Genomic DNA, 16,235 nt, shown 5'->3' on the forward strand with positions numbered 1-16,235 from the left:
CGACGGTCCCGCCCCGGGGCGCCGCACCGGCCCTGGACACCGCGGTGGCTTCCGAGCAGACGCGGGGCGCGCCGAGGCAAGGAGCGCGCCCCTCTTTTCGGGAAGAGCAGCGGAGCGAGCTCCGCTCTACGGGGATCGGCCGGTCAGGCTTGGTCGGCGATCCAGCGGTCGATTTTGGCGTCCAGTACCTCCAAGGGCACCGAGCCGTCCTTCAGCACCTCGGCGTGGAAGGCGCGCACGTCGAAGCGGTCGCCGAGCGCCTGCTCGGCCCTGGCGCGCAGCTCCTTGATCTTGAGCTCACCGATCTTGTAGGCCAGCGCCTGGCCCGGCCAGGCGATGTAGCGCTCGGCCTCGGCGATCGCGTCCGGCTCGCTGACCGAGGAGTTCTCGAACATGTAGTCGAGCACCTGCTGCCGGGTCCAGCCCTTGCTGTGCAGCCCGGTGTCGACCACCAGCCGTACCGCGCGCCACAGTTCGCCCTGCAGGCGGCCGAAATAGCTGTAGGGATCGGTGTACAGGCCCAGGTCGCGGCCGAGGCCTTCCGAGTACAGGCCCCAGCCCTCGATGAAGGCGGTCTCGCCGCCGAAGCGCCGGAACGCGGGCACGCCCTCGAGCTCCTGCTGCAGGGCCAGCTGGAAGTGATGGCCGGGAATCGCCTCGTGCAGGAACAGGTCCTCGGCGTCCCAGGTCTTGCGGGTCGGCAGGTCGTGGGTGTTGACGTAGAAGATGCCGGGGCGGCTGCCGTCCTCGCTCGGCGTCATGTACGACCCCCCGGCCGCCGACTCGGCGCGAAACGCCTCGACCGGGCGGATCTCGAAGCCCGCCTCGGGGGTCAGCGAGAACAGTTCGCCGACGCGCTCGTTGACCTTGGCCTCCAGGCCGCGGTAGTGGGCGAGCAGCGCGTCCTCGGACTCGAACTGGAACTGCGGGTCGCTCTGCATGAACGCGAAGAACTCCTGCAGCGAGCCTTCGAAGCCGACGTCCTCCATGACCCCGCGGATCTCGCCGTGGATGCGCGCCACCTCGTCCAGGCCGATCTGGTGGATCCGCTCCGGCGGCAGGTCGGTGGTGGTGCTCTGGCGGGCCGAGAACGCGTACCAGTCGGCTCCCCCGGGCAGCTCGGCGAGGCTGACCGAGTCGCGGGTCGCAGGCAGGTACTCGTTCGCGATGAAGTCGCGCTGCTTGCGCAGCGCCGGCATGATCCGCTCGGCGATCAGTTCGCGGTAGGCGGCGGTGAGGCGTTCGCGGTCCGCGGCGGAGAAGTCCTCGGGCATGTTCGCGATCGGGCCCCAGAACTGGCTCTTCTGCGGATCGTCGGTGATCACCGCGTCCATCTGCGGCAGCACCTTCTCCATCACCACCCGCGGCTGGACCACGCCGGCCTCGATGCCGGCGCGCATGTTGGCGATCTCGGTGTCGAGCAGCACCGGGATGCGCGAGGCGCGCGCGAGCCAGTTCTCGTAGTCCTTCACCGTCTTGAAGGGCTGCGCGACCGAGCCCGAGCCGAGCATCACCGCGTAGCTGGCCAGGCTGCCCATCTGGTTGACCGGCAGCATCCAGGACGGGAAGCGCTCGGCCTCCAGCGCGTCGCGGCGCTCGCGCACGAAGATCCGGTAGCTCAGCAGGTCCTGGCCCTCCAGGCCGGCCTCGCCGATGTCCTCGACGCGCTGCAGCCAGCGGGTGTTGAAGTCGTGCACCTGCTGGCGGTACTCCGCGGAGCCGAAGTCGGGCAGCTGGTCGTCGTAGCGGTGGTCGCCCTGGAACGTCGCCTGCACCGGGTTGAGCTGCAGGGTCTGCTCCCAGAACTCCTCGTAGAGCCCGGTCAGGCGGGCGGCGCGGTCCCCGGCCCGTTCCTGGCCGGCGGCGGCCTCCGGTTTGGGGTTGCTCCCGGTGTCCGGGGCGGGCCCGCACGCCGCCAGGGCGGCGGCCAGCGCGAGCGGAAGGACGAGTGCGAGCGGGCGCGGGATCATGGCGGTTCCGGGCGTGGGCAGACGCCAGCCTCGCCGCTGGCCCGGCGCCGGGCATGGGCCAAAGGTCACCCGGCGCGCTCAGGCGGGCGGGCGCTGCGCCGGAGTCGCGAACGGGATCGAGTCGGGCGCGGAGGCGCCGCCGGAAATGATGAAAGCCATCGCCTGGTCGACGGTCCAGTCGGTCGGGGTGAGCCGCTCCACCGGGACGATCTCGAGGTATCCGGAGGTCGGATTCGGCGTGGTCGGTACGTACACCGCGGCCAGCTCGCGGCCGCTGCCGATCTCGCGCATCACCCGCGTGACCAGCCCCACCGATTTCATTTCCGGATGTGGAAAATCGATCAGCACCACGCGCTGGGTGGTGCCCGGCTTGGTCTGCAGGATGTCGAGCAGCTTGCGCGCGCTGGAGTAGATGGTGTTGGCGAGCGGGATGCGCGCGACCAGCCGCTCGAACCAGCCCAGCAGGCGCTGGCCGACCACGCGCCGGGTCAGCCAGCCGACCGCCAGGATCACCGCCACCGTCGCGGCCAGGGCGATGAAGTTCTGCACCCAGAGCGCATCGAACCAGCCCAGCGAATCGGGGAACCAGGCCGCGATCCGCCGCGACAGCGGGCCGACCCACGGCTTGCTGGCATCGCCGAGCAGTACGAACACGAACTTGACCACCACCCAGGTCAGCCAGATCGGCAGCAGGGTGAGCAGACCGGCGAGGAACAGGCGCTGCAGGCGCCGGGCGAGCGAGGGTGGCTGCGACATGGACGCATCTTAGCCCGCGTGCGGGCCGGATCAGGGTTCGCGCACCAGCCTGAAGCCGACGTCGTCGTAGCCGCGCGAAGCGTCGCCATCGCGGGCCTGGCCGCCGTCGCGCCAGCTGGCGCCACGGATCCGCCGCCGCGAGCAGTCGCTGGCGCAGTCGAGCAGCCATTCGGCGACCGGGGTCGCGCCGGATTGGTACGCCAGGCCGGTGGCTTCGCTCGCGGTCGGCAGCCGGTAGCGGTGGCCGTTGCGTTCGCTCAGCCAGCGCGCGTAGGCCTCGGCATCGGCCCAGGACACGCAGACCACGGCATCGCCGCCGGCCTGCGCGAATCCGGGCGAGGTCCAGTCGCGCGGCGAGAACACCCGCAAGACCGAGGCGCGCTCCCGGCACAGCGCCGCTTCGCGCCCGGTGGCCGTGGCGAAGCGGCGATAGTCGTCCAGCCCCACCGTGCGGCGCGCCAGCGCATAGGCGCCCTCGCCCTTGCGCATCACGGTCATGCCGGAGGATTCGCCGGGGAGCTGCTCGCCGACGGCCGGAACCGCCGCCGCGCGCCTTCGCAGCGCGGCGACGGTGGCCGCGTCCAGCGCGGCGCCGCGCGCCAGTTCCGCCACCTCGACGGCCGCCTCGCGATCGAAGTGCGCAGCCTCGGCGTCGATGCGCGCGGTCATCGCCGCGGCGACCTTGCGCCGCAGCTCCGCGAGGCCGGCGACGGCGCCGGAGGGCATCCGTTCCGACAGCTGCGCCAGCCGCTGCAGCGGTTCGATCGCCGCCTCGACGTCGCCGGCGCGGATCCGTCGTCCCGCTTCGGCGGCCAGCGCCGAAGCCAGCGAATCGACCGCCTGCGGCAGTTGCAGGTGATCCGGGTCGGCGGCGGCGGCATTGGTCAGGCTGTCGAAGGCGTTGTCGCTGGCGGGCGCGTACAGGCGCCCGGCCCGGATCTGCCGCCCAGCCGTCTCGATCAGCCGGCTGGCCTGCGATTCGGGAGCGGCGCGCAGCAGCGCATCGTCGGGGTTGGCGAGCATGCCGGCGCTGCCCGCGGTGGGCGACGGCAGTCCGGGACCGCTCGCGGTCCGGGCCTCGGGGTCGCCGGCGCGGAAGAACTCGCCGCCGCCATCGCTGCCGGCTTGGCGCAGCGCCAGGCCGGCAGCGGCGGCGACGACCAGGCCGGCGACCACCCAGGCTGCGCGCGGCAGCGCGCGCAGCCGCGCCGGCAGGCCGCGCACCGCCTCCTGCAGCGCCTCCGCGCGCCTCGGGCCGCGGCGCGAGACCCGACCCAGCGCACGCAGCATGTCGTCGGCGTCTAGAAACCGCTTGAGCGGTCCCTTTGCCATCGCCTTGTCGATGAAGCGCTGCCAGTGGCGCAGGTGGCGCGGCAGCCGCGGCACCGGGTCCTGGGCGTGCATCACCGCCATCGACAGCGCATCGCCGGCCTTGAACGGCAGCTCACCGGTCAGCATCTCCCAGGCCAGCACGCCGACGCTGTAGAGGTCGGCGCGCGGGTCCACTTCCTCGCCACGGGCTTGCTCCGGCGCCATGTAGGCGGTGCTGCCCAGCGCCAGTCCGGCGCTGGTGACGCGACTGCCGTAGCCGCGGCGCAGGGCGATGCCGAAGTCGGCCAGCAGCGGCCGCTCGGCCTCGTCGAACAGCACGTTCTCGGCCTTCACGTCGCGGTGGATCACGCCGCGCGCGTGCGCGTAGGAAAGCGCCGAGAGCAGCGCGCGCAGGATCTCGCGCACCTTCTCCTCGTCGCCGGCGAGATCGCGCTGTCCCAGGTGCCCGCGCGGCATGTGCGGCATCACGTAGTAGGGCAGGTCCGCGGCGGTGCGCCCGATCTGGTAGATGCCGACGATGTGCGGATGTTCCAGGCGGCCGATGGTGCGCGCCTCGTTCTCGAAGCGGCGCCTGCTGACCTCGTCCGACAGCGCCTCCGGGCGCATCACCTTGATCGCCACTTCGCGCCCGAGCGCTTCCTGCCTGGCGAGATACACGGTGGACATGCCGCCGTGCGCGATCACCCGCAGCAGCCTGTAACCGGCAATCTCCGGCAGCGGCGCGTCGTCGCGCTGGCTCGTTCTCTCCGACATCCGGCCCCCTTGCTCCACCGGAAAGCATAGCGATCCGGCGCCACGAGGTTGTGAACCCGGATCACGGCCCGGCCCCTTCGAGCCGGTGCCCAGATCTGGCAGGATGGCCGGACCGAAGGTTGGAACGGGGGCTGCGGTGAGGGGCTTGCGAGCGGCGTTCGCCGTCCTGCTCGGGCTGGTCGTGGCGGTGGTCGCGCTGTGGGGCTGGTCGCGCTGGCGCGGGGCAACGCCAGCGCAGCGCGATGCCCTGGCGGTGATGCAACGAGAGGAACCGCAGCCGGGTCGCAACGCTTTCGCGGCGCTGTGGCTGCTGGGCTGGGACGTGCCGGAAGAAGCGCAGGAGGCGCTGGCGCGCGAGGATGCGCGACGCTTCGCTGCGCAGGTCGACGCGCTGCCGCCGATGGACCCGAAGCGGCCCGCGGCCGCGGCGGCATTCCGCTCGCTGGCCGAAGACCGACACGAGCGGCTGCCGGCGGAGCGCGGCGACGGCCGGGTCGCCTGCGGGCTGCGCGGGGACGACTGCCTGGCCAAGGTGCGCAGCAGGCCCGATGTGTACCGGTCCCTGGTCGAACGCCAGGCGCGGCTGCTCGAACGCGCCGTCGCGATCCCCGCCTACGGCCACTATCGCAACGCCTTTCCGCCCGCCGTCGATGCGCCGTTCCCGGACCTCGCCGGGCTGGACCTGCCGCTCACGGCCAATGCCCTGGCCTACGTCGAGGGCGAGGTCGACGGCGCGCTTGCGCGCAGCTGCGCCGCGGCCACGGGATGGCGCCGGCTCATGGGACGTTCGGACTCGCTGGTGGTGGCGATGGTGGCCAGCACGGCGGCGAACGGCCATGCGCGGCTGCTGGCGGACATGCTGGGGGAGCTGCCGCCGTCGCATCCCTTGCCCGCCGGCTGCGCGGCCCTGCGGGCGGATGCGCAGGCGCCGCCAGCCGGTCTCTGCGAGGCGATGCGCGGAGAGTGGCGGCTGGTGGAACGGAACGTGCGGCAACTGTTCGCCCCGGAGGATCGCAGGCCGCAGTTCGACCCGTTCTTCGATCCCGGCGCGACCGCGGCATTGACGGCGCAGAACGCCGCATGGTTCTGCACGGCCGAAGCCAACGCCGCATTGCGGCGGGATCTGCCCCAGGGCCCGCCCGAGCGCGGCGGGCGATGGTGGCGGCCGGAGTGCATCGCCAACGCGAGCGGCTGCATTCTCGCCGACATCGGCGGACCGGCGTATCTCGACTACCAGCACAGGATGCTGGACACCGAGGCGCGGTGGCGGCTGCTGCGCGCACTGCAGTGGATGCGGGAGCGGGCGGCGGAAGATCCCGCGACGTCCGCCCGCTCGCTGCTGGCGGCGATGCCCGGCGAACTGGCTGGAAGCCGCGCCCGCGCACTCGCCCCGACCGCCGACGGGGCGGGCCTGAGGATCGCGCTGTTCCAGGCGGGCCAGGACGAATGGAAGGTGAAGCTGCCGCCGCCGTTGGCTGCGGCGCCGCGAACCGGCAGGCCCTAGCGGCCCGGCTTGCGCCGCACGTAGACTTGCTTGCGCAGCCGCGCCACCACTTCGCCGGCGGTGTCGACGACGTCGGTGTCGAACCAGTGCAGGTACTTGTCGCCGTCGGCGGTGGCGTCGCGCATCGTGGCCAGGGTGCGCTCGTCGAGGACGAAGTCGGCGCGGACCGTGCCGCGGCCGGGCTTGCGGAATTCGATCTCGGCGGCGCGGTCCCACACCAGGTGGTCCCGGCCGATCGACTCCTTGACCAGCAGCATCCAGAACGGATCGGTCATCGCGAACAGGCTGCCGCCGAAGTGGGTGCCCACGTAGTTGCGGTTCCACGGGCGCATCCGCAGCTCCACCCGGGCGCTGCGCCAGTCGGCGCCGATGTGGTCGACGTGGATTCCGGAGAACAGGAACGGCGGCCACAGGTTCATGACCAGGCGCAAGGTGCTGGGTCGCATCGGTGCGGGAGGCGGATCAGGAGAGGGGAGGGTACCATACGCGAAGGTATGGACAGGTCGTCGCCCGCCTCCCCGGCCCGGGCCTGCCGACTTCGAGCGCGCCGTTGCGCGGCGAAGATCGACCCGCGCCGCGGCCGTCGTCGCCGGTCGCGGCTCAGAACAGCAGCGACGCCATCCGCCGGCGGTAGCGCCCGACCAGGGCGGCGTCGTCGACCACCCGGAAGGCGTCGATCAGCGCGCGCTTGGGCAGGCCGTCGCCGTAGCCGGCGTCGCGTTTGAGCATCTCGAGGAACTGCTCCAGGCCGGCCTCGGCATCGCCGGCGACGATGCGGTGCGCACCGAGCAGGTGGCGCGCGCGCAGGTCGCCCGGATCGGCCGCGATCGCCGCTTCCAGGGCGTCCGGGGGCGGTGCCTCCTGCAGCAGCGCCGCGAACCCGAGGCGCGCCCGCGCCTGCACGCTGCGGTCGTCGGTCGCCAGGTTGGCGGGGAGCGCGTCGAGCAGGCGCTCGGCCTCGGCCGCCGCGCCGGTGCGCAGCAGCGCGAGGGCGAGGTCGAGCTTGAGCTCGTCCCGGTCCGGCGCCGCTTCCACCTCGCCGCGTAGCCGCTGGACTTCCGCGTGCGGGTCGGGCGGCGGCGCGGCAGCGGCCTGGGCGCCGTCGCCCTCGATGCCGGCCAGCGCCGGCGGCGCGGGTTCGATGCCGTGGCGCTGCAGGAATTCGCGCAGTTGGCCCTCCGGCAGCGCGCCGGGGAACCCGTCCACCGGCTGCCCGCCCACCAGCAGGAAGACGGTGGGGATCGAGCGCACCTGGAAGGCCGCCGCGAGCTGCTGCTCGCTGTCGACGTCGACCTTGGCCAGGAGGAAGGCGCCGTTGTATTCGGCGGCCAGCTTCTCCAGGATCGGGCCGAGCGCCTTGCACGGCCCGCACCATTCGGCCCAGAAATCGATCAGGACCGGCGTCTGCAGCGACTTCTGCAGGACCTCGGACTCGAAGTTGGCGGCGGTGGCGTCGAAAACGTGCGGGCTGGGGGTTTGCGGGGGCATCCGGTGCGGTTCCTGGCGGCGTTCAGGAGCAGATGGTGCCAGATGCCGCCGAATCCAACCGTCATCCGCCGGCGGACGCACCACTGCGGGTTACGCTGCGCGGGTTCCCCGGGCACCTGCGACGACGAGGAGAGACCATGGCGGCAGGCTGGAGATGGATGGCGGCCCGACACGCCGGCTGGCTTGCGGGCGCGCTGTTCGCGTCGGCGGTGGCCGGCTTCGCGCTGCTGCCGCCGGGCTATTCGCACCTGCAGCACCCAGTGGCGCTGCTCGGCGCCGGCGGCGTGCCCGGTGCGGCGGCGTTCAACGCGCTGGGGCTGGTGCTGCCGGGGCTGCTGGCGGCCGCCGCGGCCCTGGCCGTGTATCGCGACCTGCCGCCCGCGGCAGGCTGGGGGCCGCGCATCGGCGCGCGGATGCTGCTGCTGTCGGCGCTGGCCTTCGCCGCGCAGGGGCTGCTGCCGCTGGACCTGCGCGAACTCGACGGTGGCAGCGGGCGCCTGCACGGCAGCGCCTGGCTGCTGTGGCTGCTGGCGTTCCTGCCGGGCGTCCTGCTGCTGGCGACGGTGCCCCGGTTGCGCGTGGCGGGGGTGCTCGCCGCGATCGCCGCCGGCGCCCTGGCGCTGCTGCCGCTGGAGCCGCTGCCGCGGGCGCTGGCGCAGCGCCTGGCGTTCGCGGCCTGGTTCGTCTGGCTGGCGGTGGCGCCGTGGCTCCGGCGCGACGCCACCGCCGCTCAGCCGTAGCGCAGCTTCAGCGCGAGAATCGTGGCCGCCAGCGCGAAGGTCACCAGGTTGGCGAGGATCATCGGCCACGAGCCGAGCGCCACCCCGTAGGCGAACCAGAAGCCGATTCCGATCGTGAACACCACGTACATGCCCAGCGACAGGCCGCGGGTATCGCGGCTGCGGATGGTCTTGAGCGCCTGGGGCACGAACGCGAGGGTGGTCAGCACGGCCGCGGCGTAGCCGAGCCATTCGGGGCTCATCGCGGCTCCGGCCCGAGGAACACTTCGCCGTCCTTCATCACGAAGCGCACGTCCAGCACGGCATCGATGTCCTCGAGCGGATCGGCGGCCAGGGCGATGATGTCGGCGCGGTGGCCCGGCTCGAGCGTTCCCTGGTCGTCCACCCCCAGGACCTCGGCGGCATGCACGGTGGCCGCACGCAGGGCCTCGGCCGCCGGCATGCCGGCCTCGACCATGTAGAGAAACTCGCGCGCGTTGTCGCCGTGGGGGCCGACGCCCATGTCGGTGCCGAACGCGATCGGCACGCCCGCCCGCCAGGCGCGGGCGAAGGTCTCCTGGATCTGGGCGCCGATCGCGGCGGCCTTGGGACGCACGATCGCGGGGAAATAGCCGTCCTCCTTGGCCTTTTCGGCGACGAAGCGGCCGGCGTGGATGGTCGGCACGTACCAGGTGCCGTGCTGCTTCATCAGCCGCATCACCTCGTCGGTCATGTGGGTGCCGTGCTCGATGCTGGTCACCCCGGCCTCGACCGCGCGCTTCATGCCCTCGGTCCCGTGGGCGTGGGCGGCCACGCGATAGCCGTAGTCGCGCGCGGTCTCGACCACGGCGCGGACCTCGTCCTCGGTGAACTGCGGGGCGTCGCCGGAGCGGGCGTAGGAGAGCACCCCGCCGGTGGCGGTGATCTTGATCACGTCGCTGCCCTCCTTGTAGCGCTGGCGCACCGCCTGGCGGGCCTCGTCCACAGAATTGATCACCCCCTCGGTGGGCCCCGGTGGACCCATCAGATGCGAGAGCATCGAGTTGTAGCCGTTGCTGGGGTCTGCGTGGCCGCCGGTGGTGGCGATGGACTTGCCGGCGGCGAAGATCCGCGGGCCGCGCACCAGACCCTGGTTGATCGCGTCGCGCAGGTGGGGAGCGACCTCGCCGCCGAGATCGCGGACGGTGGTGAAGCCGGCCAGCAGGGTCTTCTCGGCGTAGCCGACGGCGCGGAACGCATAGTCCACCGGATCCAGCCGGAAACCCTCGGAATAGCTCTGCGGGCTCGACTGCGAGCCGAGGTGCACGTGCAGGTCGGTCCAGCCGGGCAGGCAGACCCGGTCGCGCAGGTCGATGTCCTCGACGCCGACGACGCTGGCGTTGCCGCCCGAGACCAGCGAGTCGATGCGGCCGTCGCGTACCAGGATGGTGTGCGGCCCCAGCATCCGGCCGCTGCGCGCGTCGAACAGCTTGCCGCAGTGCACGGCGCTGGGGCCGGCCGCCGCCGCGGCGACGGGAAGAAGCAGGGACAGGGCGGCGAGCGCGGTGCGGGCGGTCGGGTTGGGCATGGTCGGGTTCCCCGTTGACGAAGCCTGAATTGAAGCACAGCCCGGGCGGTCGCCGGGCCGCGGCCACGCCGGTCCGCCGCGACCGGATCCGCGTGGCGGTGCGTGTTGCGCTGCGGTAGGCTTGCCGGTCCCTTTTCCCCGATGCCTGCCGTGTCCGAAGCGTCCTCCGCAGCCGATCCGTCCGCCTACCGGCCCGCCGCCGTCGAGGCCGCCGCCCAGCGCTTCTGGGACGCGACCCGCGCCTACCAGGTGGGCGAGGGGGACCCGCGGCCGAAGTTCTACTGCCTGTCGATGCTGCCGTACCCCTCCGGCGCGCTGCACATGGGGCATGTGCGCAACTACACCATCGGCGACGTGATCAGCCGCTACCAGCGGATGACCGGGAGGAACGTGCTGCAGCCGATGGGCTGGGACGCCTTCGGCCTGCCCGCCGAGAACGCGGCGATCAAGAACCGCACGGCGCCGGCGAAGTGGACCTACGCCAACATCGACCACATGCGTGCGCAGCTCAAGTCGCTGGGCTACGCGATCGACTGGAGCCGCGAGTTCGCCACCTGCCGGCCCGACTACTACGTCCACGAGCAGCGCATGTTCGTGCGCCTGCTGAAGAAGGGCCTGGCCTACCGCCGCAACGCGGTGGTCAACTGGGACCCGATCGACCAGACGGTGCTGGCCAACGAGCAGGTGGTCGACGGCCGCGGCTGGCGCTCGGGCGCGGTGGTCGAGAAGCGCGAGATCCCGCAGTGGTTCCTGAAGATCACCGCCTACGCCCAGGAGCTGCTCGACGGCCTGGACGACCTGGACGGCTGGCCCGAATCGGTGCGCACCATGCAGCGCAACTGGATCGGCCGCAGCGAGGGGCTCGAGATCGCCTTCGACATCGACGGCCTTGACCAGCGCGTCGAGGTCTACACCACCCGCCCCGACACGCTGATGGGGGTGACCTTCCTCTCGGTGGCGGCCGAGCATCCGCTGGCGCAGCATGCCGTGCGCGGCAATCCGGAGCTGGCGGAGTTCGTCCAGGACCTGCGCCGCGGCGGGGTGTCGGAGGCCGAGCTGGAGACCCAGGTCAAGCGCGGCATGGATACCGGCCTGCGCGCGGTGCATCCGCTGACCGGCGAGCGCATCCCGGTGTGGGTCGCCAATTTCGTGCTGATGGGCTACGGCACCGGCGCGGTGATGGCGGTGCCGGGCCACGACCAGCGCGACTGGGAGTTCGCCAGGACCTACGGGCTGCCGATCCGCATGGTGGTGGTGCCGACCGAGGTCCGCGACGCGCTGGACGAGATCGGCCGCGACGTCGACAGCCATGCCGACCCGATGCGCAGCGCGCTGGGCGCCGCCGCTGCGGTCGACGCCTACGACACCGGCGCCGCGGTGCAGGTGGTCGAGGATTTCCGTCGCGGCATCGCCGAGCGGGGCGCCTGGACCGGGCGCGGCTGGCTGGTCGATTCCGGCGAGCTGGACGGGATGGATTTCCAGCAGGCGTTCGACGCCCTGGCCGCGCGCTTGGAGGGCGAAGGCCGCGGCGGCAGGCGGGTGAACTTCCGCCTGCGCGACTGGGGCGTGAGCCGGCAGCGCTACTGGGGTTGTCCGATCCCGGTGATCCACTGCCAGGCCTGCGGTGCGGTGCCGGTGCCGGAGGAGCAACTGCCGGTGCTGTTGCCGGAGGACGTCGAGGCGGCGTTCGCCAGCGGCCTGGTGCAGTCGCCGCTCAAGGCCGACCCGGAATGGCGCAGGACCAGCTGCCCGCAGTGCGGCGGCAGCGCCGAGCGCGAAACCGACACCTTCGACACCTTCATGGAGTCGAGCTGGTACTACGCGCGCTACACCTCGCCTGGCGCGACCGACATGGTCGATGCCCGCGCCGACTACTGGACGCCGGTGGACCAGTACATCGGCGGCATCGAGCACGCGATCCTGCACCTGCTGTACTTCCGCTTCTACCACAAGCTGATGCGCGACGCCGGGCTGGTGCACAGCGACGAGCCGGCGGCGAACCTGCTCACCCAGGGCATGGTGATCGCCGAGACCTTCTACCGCGAACAGCCCGACGGCGCGAAGGAGTGGATCAACCCCGCGGACGTCGACGTCGAACGCGACGAGCGCGGCCGCGTCACCGGCGCGCGGGCGAAGGCCGACGGGCAGCCGGTGCATGTCGGCGGCGTCGAGAAGATGTCCAAGTCGAAGAACAACGGCGTCGACCCGCAGTCGATGGTGGACAAGTACGGGGCGGACACGGTGCGGCTGTTCTCGATGTTCGCCGCGCCGCCGGAGCAGTCGCTGGAGTGGAACGAGGCCGGCGTCGAGGGCATGTCCAGGTTCCTGCGCCGGCTCTGGGCGCAGGTGGCCCGGCATGCCGCCGACGGCGCACCGCCGCTCGACCGCGGCGCGCTGACCCCGGCGCAGAAGACCCTGCGCCGGCAGCTGCACGAGACCATCCAGAAGGTGGGCGACGACTACGGCCGCCGCCACAGCTTCAACACCGCCATCGCCGCGGTGATGGAATTGCTCAACCACCTGGCCAGGTTCGAGGATCGGAGCGACAACGGCCGCGCGCTGCGCCAGGAGGCGTTCGAGGCGATCGTGCTGCTGCTCAACCCGATCACCCCCCACGCCAGCCACGCGCTGTGGCAGCGGCTCGGCCATCCCGAGGCGCTGCTGGAGGACGTGCCGTTCCCGCAGCCGGACCCGGCCGCGCTGCAGCGCGACGCGGTGACCCTGGCGGTCCAGGTCAACGGCAAGCTGCGCGGGACCATCGAGGTGCCGGTGGACGCCGATCGCGCGGCGATCGAAGCCCTGGCGCTGGCCGAACCCAATGTCGGGCGCTTCATCGGCGATGGCATTGTCCGCAAGGTGATCGTGGTGCCGGGCAAGATCGTGAACGTGGTGGTCGCATGAGCCGGCACGATCTTGCCGCCAGCCGCCGCCTCCTCCAGACTCCGGCCATGATCAGACCCGCCTTCATCGCGCTCCTCGTCCTCGCCCTGGCCGGTTGCGGCTTCCATCTGCGCAGCGCGCTGTCGCTGCCTCCGGACCTCGGCCCGGTCCAGGTGGTGGCGCGCGATCCGTACAGCCCGCTGCCCGAGGCGCTGGCGCAGGCGCTCGGGCGCTCCGGGGCGGAGGTCAGGCGAGCCACCCGTCAGGCCGAGAACACGGCCACGCTCGCCATCCTCTCGGAGCGGTGGGCGTCCACGCCGATCAGCATCGACGCCCGCGGCCGGGCCCAGGAGTACGCGCTGCGCTACGCGGTGGTGTTCCGGTTGCAGGACGCCGCCGGCGAGGACCTCGTGCCGCAACAGGCGGTGGAGCTTTCGCGCGACTACGTTGCCAGCCCCGACGACCTGATCGGCACCGACAGCGAGCGCGACCTGCTCGAGCGCGAGCTCCAGCGCGAGATGACCGCTTCGATCATCCGCCGCATCGACGGCGCCTCGCGCCAGCCGATGCCGTGACCGCGGCTGCCGCCCGCGCGCCGCTGGCGCCGTGGAACTGACCCCGGAACGGCTGGCGGCGCAGCTCGAGGGCGGGCCGCTGGACCGCGCCTATCTCATCGCCGGCCCGGAGCCGCTGCGGGTGCTCGAGGCCGCCGACGCGGTGCGCGCCAGGGCGCGCGCGGAGGGCTTCGCCGAGCGCGAGGTCTTCGAGGCCGACGGTCGCGGCTTCGACTGGGGCGCGGTCGAGGCGACGTTCCGCGCCCCGAGCCTGTTCGCCAGCCGCCGGGTGGTGGAGATCCGCCTGCCCACCACCAAGCCCGGCAAGGAAGGGGCGGCGGCGATCGCCGCGTTCTGCGAGGATCCGCCCGCCGACGTGCTGTTGCTGGTGACCGGCGGGGAGTGGAGCCGCCAGCACGGCGGCAAGTGGAGCGAGGCGATCGCCAGGATCGGCCGGGTGGTGGTGGCCTGGGCGATCAAGCCGCACGAGATGGCCGACTGGATCGAGCGGCGGCTGCGCAGCCGGGGGGTGGCCGCGGACCGGGACGCGGTGCTGCGGCTGGCCGAGCGGGTCGAAGGCAACCTGCTGGCGGCGGCGCAGGAAGTCGACAAGCTCGCGCTGCTGGCCGACGGCACCCCGCTCGATGCCGCGCGCATGGAGGCGCTGGTGGCCGATGCCGCGCGCTACGACGTGTTCCGCCTTGTCGACGCCGCGCTCAACGGCCAGCCCGCGCAGGTCTCGCGCATGCTTGGCGGCCTGCGCGCCGAGGGCGAGGCGGTGCCGGCGCTGATGGGCATGGTGGTGATGGAGCTGCAGCGTGCGGCGGCGCTGGCGCAGGTGCAGGCGCGCGGCGGCAACCTGGCCGGCGAATTCCGGGCGCAGCGGGTCTGGGAATCGAAGCAGGCGGTGTACCGGCGCGCGCTGCAGCGCCACGGCGCCGGCCGCTGGGAGCGGTTCCTGGCCGAGGCCGGCCGCATCGACCGCATCGCCAAGGGCCGCGCGGCCGGCGACGCCTGGCAGGTGCTCGAACGGCTGCTGCTGGCGGTCGCCGAGCCGCGCGCGATGGCGCTGCTCGGGCAGCCATGACCGATCCTGGCGGCAGCGCGCCGGCGCCGGACCTGCTGCTGTTCTACGGCGGCACCTTCGATCCGGTGCACAACGGCCATCTCGCCATCGCCCGCGCGGCGCGCGACCGCCTGCACTGCCCGGTCCGGCTGATGCCGGCGGGCGATCCGCCGCACCGACCGCCGCCGGGCGCGAGCGCCGAGCACCGCGCGGCGATGCTGCGCCTGGCGCTGGCGGAGGAGCGGGAGCTGTGCATGGACCGGCGCGAGCTGGAACGCGGCGGTCGCAGCTACACGGTGGAGACCTTGCGCGCGCTGCGTCGCGGGCGACCGTGCGCTTCGGTGGCGCTGCTGCTGGGGGCCGACAGCTTCGCCGGACTGATGTCGTGGAAGGATTGGAGAGACCTGTTCAGCCTGGCCCATCTGGTGATCGCCGAGCGCGCCGGCAGCCCGCTCGGCGACCTCGCCGCACCGCTGGCCGCCGAGCTCGAGGCGCGTGGCGGGGCGGATGCCGCGGCGCTGCGCCGGGTACCGGCGGGGCGGATCCTGCGCCTGCAGCAGCCGCTGAGCGGGGAGTCGGCCACCCGGCTGCGCGCGCTGATCGCCGCCGGCGGCGACTGGCGGAGACTGCTGCCCGCGGCCGTGGCCGGCTATATCGACCACCACGGCCTCTACCGTGACGGCGGTGGTGACGGTGGCGCCGGGGCCGCTCCGCTATAATCGCCCGCTCATCCCAGAGTCCAGTGCTTTGACCAGCCCCGCCCAAGTCATCAAGACCCGCCTGCCGGATCCGCCGCCCCCGGTCGAGGTGCTGCTCGCCCACGTGCGCAACGCCATCGAAGAACTCAAGGCGAAGGACGTCGTCGAGATCGACGTGCGCGGCAAGACCAGCGTGTGCGATTACATGGTGGTGGCCTCGGGCACCTCCAGCCGCCACGTCAAGTCCATCGCCGAGGAGGTGGTCAGGTACGCCAAGCGCCTGGACGTGCAGCCGCTGGGGGTCGAGGGCGAACGCGAGGCGGAGTGGGTGCTGGTCGACCTGGGCGACGTGGTGGTGCACGTCATGCTGCCGCGGATCCGCGAGTTCTACGCGCTGGAGCGCCTGTGGACGGTCGGCGACCAGCCGCCGGACGAAGGCGACGGCGGGAACCCCGCCGCGCGTTGAAGGCGCGGCTGATCGCCGTCGGCGAACGCCCGCCCGCATGGGTGGCCGAAGGCTTCGCCGAATACCGCAAGCGGCTGTCGCACTGGCTGCCGCTGGAACTGGTCGAGATCGAGCCGGGCCTGCGCGGCAAGGGCCGCGATCCGGCGCGCGCGATCCAGGACGAGGGCGCGCGGGTGCTGGCGGCGTTGCCGAAGAGCGCCCAGGTGGTGGCGCTGGACGGCCGCGGCCGCGCCCACGGTTCGCAACAGCTGGCGCAGCGGCTGGAACACTGGCGCGGCCTCGGCCGCGACCTCGCGCTGCTGATCGGCGGGCCCGAGGGCCACGCCGAAGAGGTCCAGGCGCGCGCCGACGAGCGCTGGTCGCTGGGTCCGCTGACCCTGCCGCACATGCTGGTGCGGCTGGTCGCCGCCGAGCAGCTCTACCGCGCCGCGGCGATGCTGGCCAACCACCCCTACCACCGGGCCTAGGGCACGCCGGGACGA

The 16,235-nt window shown here is 72.7% G+C and carries 15 protein-coding genes; 8 read left to right on the forward strand and 7 right to left on the reverse strand.

Going from position 1 to position 16,235, the window contains the following annotated elements:
- Nucleotides 1–143: 143 nt before the first annotated feature.
- The 3 genes from QFW77_RS10250 to QFW77_RS10260 are packed head-to-tail and all read right to left on the reverse strand — an operon-like array spanning nucleotide 144 to nucleotide 4,811.
- Nucleotides 144–1,991: a DUF885 domain-containing protein gene (locus QFW77_RS10250; protein ID WP_425603315.1), complete on the reverse strand. Its 1,848-nt coding sequence runs from the start codon at nucleotides 1,989–1,991 to the stop codon at nucleotides 144–146.
- Nucleotides 1,992–2,048: 57 nt separating this feature from the next.
- Nucleotides 2,049–2,726: a DUF502 domain-containing protein gene (locus QFW77_RS10255; protein WP_280574547.1), complete on the reverse strand. Its 678-nt coding sequence runs from the start codon at nucleotides 2,724–2,726 to the stop codon at nucleotides 2,049–2,051.
- Nucleotides 2,727–2,756: 30 nt separating this feature from the next.
- Entirely contained in the window at nucleotides 2,757–4,811 is a 2,055-nt protein-coding gene (locus QFW77_RS10260) for a protein kinase domain-containing protein (RefSeq protein ID WP_280574549.1), read from the reverse strand.
- Between the two features lie 136 nt (nucleotides 4,812–4,947).
- Between QFW77_RS10260 and QFW77_RS10265 the strand changes: the two genes are divergently transcribed.
- Nucleotides 4,948–6,315: a hypothetical protein gene (locus tag QFW77_RS10265; protein ID WP_280574550.1), complete on the forward strand. Its 1,368-nt coding sequence runs from the start codon at nucleotides 4,948–4,950 to the stop codon at nucleotides 6,313–6,315.
- On the opposite strand, the gene QFW77_RS10270 is transcribed toward QFW77_RS10265, so the two are convergent.
- Nucleotides 6,312–6,761, reverse strand: a complete 450-nt coding sequence (locus QFW77_RS10270; RefSeq protein WP_280574551.1) for a DUF4442 domain-containing protein — start codon at nucleotides 6,759–6,761, stop codon at nucleotides 6,312–6,314. The genes QFW77_RS10265 and QFW77_RS10270 overlap by 4 nt on opposite strands.
- Nucleotides 6,762–6,915: 154 nt before the next feature.
- Nucleotides 6,916–7,803: a thioredoxin gene (gene trxA, locus QFW77_RS10275; protein WP_280574552.1), complete on the reverse strand. Its 888-nt coding sequence runs from the start codon at nucleotides 7,801–7,803 to the stop codon at nucleotides 6,916–6,918.
- A gap of 158 nt (nucleotides 7,804–7,961) precedes the next feature.
- Here trxA and QFW77_RS10280 point away from each other — a divergent pair, with 158 nt between their 5' ends.
- Nucleotides 7,962–8,543 carry a DUF998 domain-containing protein gene (locus tag QFW77_RS10280; protein ID WP_280574553.1) on the forward strand — a complete coding sequence of 194 codons (582 nt, stop codon included), beginning with the start codon at nucleotides 7,962–7,964 and terminating at the stop codon, nucleotides 8,541–8,543.
- Here the strand turns inward: QFW77_RS10280 and QFW77_RS10285 are convergent.
- Nucleotides 8,534–8,785, reverse strand: coding sequence for a SemiSWEET transporter (locus QFW77_RS10285; RefSeq protein WP_280574554.1), 252 nt, complete (start codon nucleotides 8,783–8,785; stop codon nucleotides 8,534–8,536). The genes QFW77_RS10280 and QFW77_RS10285 overlap by 10 nt on opposite strands.
- Nucleotides 8,782–10,089 (reverse strand): metal-dependent hydrolase family protein, encoded by a 1,308-nt coding sequence (locus QFW77_RS10290; protein WP_280574555.1) that lies wholly within the window; start codon nucleotides 10,087–10,089, stop codon nucleotides 8,782–8,784. The genes QFW77_RS10285 and QFW77_RS10290 overlap by 4 nt, the downstream gene beginning before the upstream one ends.
- A gap of 150 nt (nucleotides 10,090–10,239) precedes the next feature.
- Between QFW77_RS10290 and leuS the strand changes: the two genes are divergently transcribed.
- The 6 genes from leuS to rlmH are packed head-to-tail and all read left to right on the forward strand — an operon-like array spanning nucleotide 10,240 to nucleotide 16,220.
- Nucleotides 10,240–12,990: a leucine--tRNA ligase gene (leuS, locus tag QFW77_RS10295; protein ID WP_280574556.1), complete on the forward strand. Its 2,751-nt coding sequence runs from the start codon at nucleotides 10,240–10,242 to the stop codon at nucleotides 12,988–12,990.
- A 47-nt stretch (nucleotides 12,991–13,037) separates the two neighbouring features.
- Complete coding sequence (locus QFW77_RS10300) at nucleotides 13,038–13,544, forward strand: LPS-assembly lipoprotein LptE (RefSeq protein WP_280574557.1); 507 nt, start codon at nucleotides 13,038–13,040, stop codon at nucleotides 13,542–13,544.
- A gap of 31 nt (nucleotides 13,545–13,575) precedes the next feature.
- Nucleotides 13,576–14,610 carry a DNA polymerase III subunit delta gene (gene holA / locus QFW77_RS10305; RefSeq protein WP_280574558.1) on the forward strand — a complete coding sequence of 345 codons (1,035 nt, stop codon included), beginning with the start codon at nucleotides 13,576–13,578 and terminating at the stop codon, nucleotides 14,608–14,610.
- Nucleotides 14,607–15,308: a nicotinate-nucleotide adenylyltransferase gene (nadD, locus tag QFW77_RS10310; protein WP_280574559.1), complete on the forward strand. Its 702-nt coding sequence runs from the start codon at nucleotides 14,607–14,609 to the stop codon at nucleotides 15,306–15,308. Before holA ends, nadD begins: the two co-directional genes overlap by 4 nt.
- Nucleotides 15,309–15,336: 28 nt before the next feature.
- Nucleotides 15,337–15,753: a ribosome silencing factor gene (rsfS, locus tag QFW77_RS10315; RefSeq protein ID WP_280574560.1), complete on the forward strand. Its 417-nt coding sequence runs from the start codon at nucleotides 15,337–15,339 to the stop codon at nucleotides 15,751–15,753.
- Nucleotides 15,750–16,220, forward strand: a complete 471-nt coding sequence (gene rlmH, locus QFW77_RS10320) for a 23S rRNA (pseudouridine(1915)-N(3))-methyltransferase RlmH (protein ID WP_280574561.1) — start codon at nucleotides 15,750–15,752, stop codon at nucleotides 16,218–16,220. Before rsfS ends, rlmH begins: the two co-directional genes overlap by 4 nt.
- Nucleotides 16,221–16,235 lie beyond the last annotated feature (15 nt).

The sequence above is a fragment of the Luteimonas endophytica genome, from assembly GCF_029887875.1.
In the GTDB taxonomy this organism is placed as follows: domain Bacteria; phylum Pseudomonadota; class Gammaproteobacteria; order Xanthomonadales; family Xanthomonadaceae; genus Luteimonas; species Luteimonas endophytica.

Bases quoted from the DNA above. Each gene is read 5' to 3' on its own strand.
- QFW77_RS10270 (WP_280574551.1), bottom strand. From the start codon at position 6,761: ATGCGACCCAGCACCTTGCGCCTGGTCATGAACCTGTGGCCGCCGTTC.
- QFW77_RS10260 (WP_280574549.1), bottom strand. From the start codon at position 4,811: ATGTCGGAGAGAACGAGCCAGCGCGACGACGCGCCGCTGCCGGAGATT.
- QFW77_RS10255 (WP_280574547.1), bottom strand. From the start codon at position 2,726: ATGTCGCAGCCACCCTCGCTCGCCCGGCGCCTGCAGCGCCTGTTCCTC.
- QFW77_RS10280 (WP_280574553.1), top strand. From the start codon at position 7,962: ATGGCGGCCCGACACGCCGGCTGGCTTGCGGGCGCGCTGTTCGCGTCG.
- QFW77_RS10285 (WP_280574554.1), bottom strand. From the start codon at position 8,785: ATGAGCCCCGAATGGCTCGGCTACGCCGCGGCCGTGCTGACCACCCTC.
- QFW77_RS10300 (WP_280574557.1), top strand. From the start codon at position 13,038: ATGATCAGACCCGCCTTCATCGCGCTCCTCGTCCTCGCCCTGGCCGGT.
- trxA (WP_280574552.1), bottom strand. From the start codon at position 7,803: ATGCCCCCGCAAACCCCCAGCCCGCACGTTTTCGACGCCACCGCCGCC.
- QFW77_RS10290 (WP_280574555.1), bottom strand. From the start codon at position 10,089: ATGCCCAACCCGACCGCCCGCACCGCGCTCGCCGCCCTGTCCCTGCTT.
- nadD (WP_280574559.1), top strand. From the start codon at position 14,607: ATGACCGATCCTGGCGGCAGCGCGCCGGCGCCGGACCTGCTGCTGTTC.